This is a genomic window from Klebsiella sp. MS 92-3, from assembly GCF_000195655.1.
GTDB classification, from domain to species: domain Bacteria; phylum Pseudomonadota; class Gammaproteobacteria; order Enterobacterales; family Enterobacteriaceae; genus Klebsiella; species Klebsiella pneumoniae.
The window spans coordinates 88,696-90,391 of record NZ_GL882869.1 but is presented as its reverse complement, the minus strand read 5'-3'; the positions used below and the strand labels follow the sequence as shown (position 1 = coordinate 90,391).

Genomic DNA, 1,696 nt, shown 5'->3' with positions numbered 1-1,696 from the left:
GTCAGGTTTCCCTGCCGCAGCGCTTTGTTATCCCGTTGAAGCAGCACATTGGCGCCGAGGGCGAACTGTGCGTTAAAGTGGGCGACCGGGTGCTGCGCGGCCAGCCGCTGACCCGCGGCTGGGGAAGAATGCTGCCCGTTCACGCCCCGACCTCCGGCACCATTGCCGCCATCGCTCCGCACACTACCGCGCACCCGTCGGCGCTGGCGGAGATGAGCGTGATCATTGACGCCGACGGCGAAGACCGCTGGATCGAGCGCGATGGTTGGAGCGACTATCAGACCCGCACGCGTGAAGCGCTGATCGAGCGTATCCACCAGTTTGGCGTTGCTGGCCTCGGCGGCGCAGGCTTCCCCCCCGGCAGTAAACTGCGCGGTGGCGGAGATAAAATTAAAACGCTAATCATTAACGCCGCCGAGTGCGAGCCCTATATCACGGCGGATGACCGCCTGATGCAGGACTGCGCGGCGCAGATTGTCGAGGGTATCCGCATCCTCGCTCATATACTGCAGCCTGAAGAAGTGCTGATCGGCATTGAAGACAATAAGCCGCAGGCCATCTCAATGCTGCGGGCGGTGCTCTGCGACGCCCATGGCATTTCGCTGCGCGTGATCCCCACCAAATATCCCTCCGGTGGCGCCAAGCAGCTCACCCAAATTCTTACCGGCAAACAGGTACCGCACGGCGGTCGTTCATCGGACATTGGCGTGCTGATGCAGAACGTCGGTACGGCTTATGCGGTGAAACGCGCGGTGGTTGACGGTGAGCCGTTAACCGAGCGCGTGGTCACCCTCACCGGCGAAGCGGTAACCAGACCGGGCAATGTCTGGGCGCGTCTTGGCACGCCGGTGCGCCATCTATTGAACGATGCCGGCTTCTGCCCCAGCGCCGAGCCAATGGTGATCATGGGCGGCCCGCTGATGGGCTTTACCCTGCCGTGGCTCGACGTCCCGGTGGTGAAGATCACCAACTGTTTGCTGGCGCCTTCCGCCAGCGAGATGGGCGAACCGCAGGAAGAGAAAGGCTGCATTCGCTGCAGCGCCTGCGCTGACGCCTGCCCGGCCGATCTGCTGCCGCAGCAGCTGTACTGGTTCAGCAAAGGTCAGCAGCACGATAAAGCCACTGCCCATAATCTGGCGGACTGCATCGAGTGCGGCGCCTGCGCGTGGGTATGTCCAAGTAATATTCCGCTGGTGCAGTACTTCCGTCAGGAAAAGGCCGAGATCGCGGCGATTCGTCAGGAAGAGCAGCGCGCTGCGGAAGCCAAAGCCCGATTCGAGGCCCGACAGGCGCGCCTGGAGCGTGAGAAAGCCGCGCGCGCCGAGCGGCATAAAAAAGCCGCCGTTCAGCCTGCCGCCAAAGATCAGGAGGCGATTAGCGCCGCCCTGGCCCGTGTACGGGATAAACAGCGCGACGCCGCGCAGCCGATCGTGATCCAGGCCGGCGCCAAACCTGACAACAGCGAGGCGATTGCCGCCCGCGAAGCGCGTAAGGCTGAGGCCCGGGCGCGCAAAGCGCAGCAGCAGGCCGCGCCGGTGGACGCCCCGGCCGCCGAACCGGTCGACCCGCGCAAGGCGGCGGTGGAAGCCGCTATCGCCCGCGCCAAAGCGCGTAAAGCCGAACAGCAGGCCACACAACAGGATCTCGCGTCAGCCGCAGCCAATGACGACCCGCGCAAAGCGGCCGTCGCCGCGGG

General features: G+C 64.6%; 1 protein-coding gene. It reads left to right on the top strand.

The window, feature by feature from the left end; translation table 11 throughout:
- A partial coding sequence (gene rsxC / locus HMPREF9538_RS01050; protein ID WP_009486428.1) for an electron transport complex subunit RsxC occupies positions 1-1,696 on the top strand: 1,696 nt, incomplete at both ends.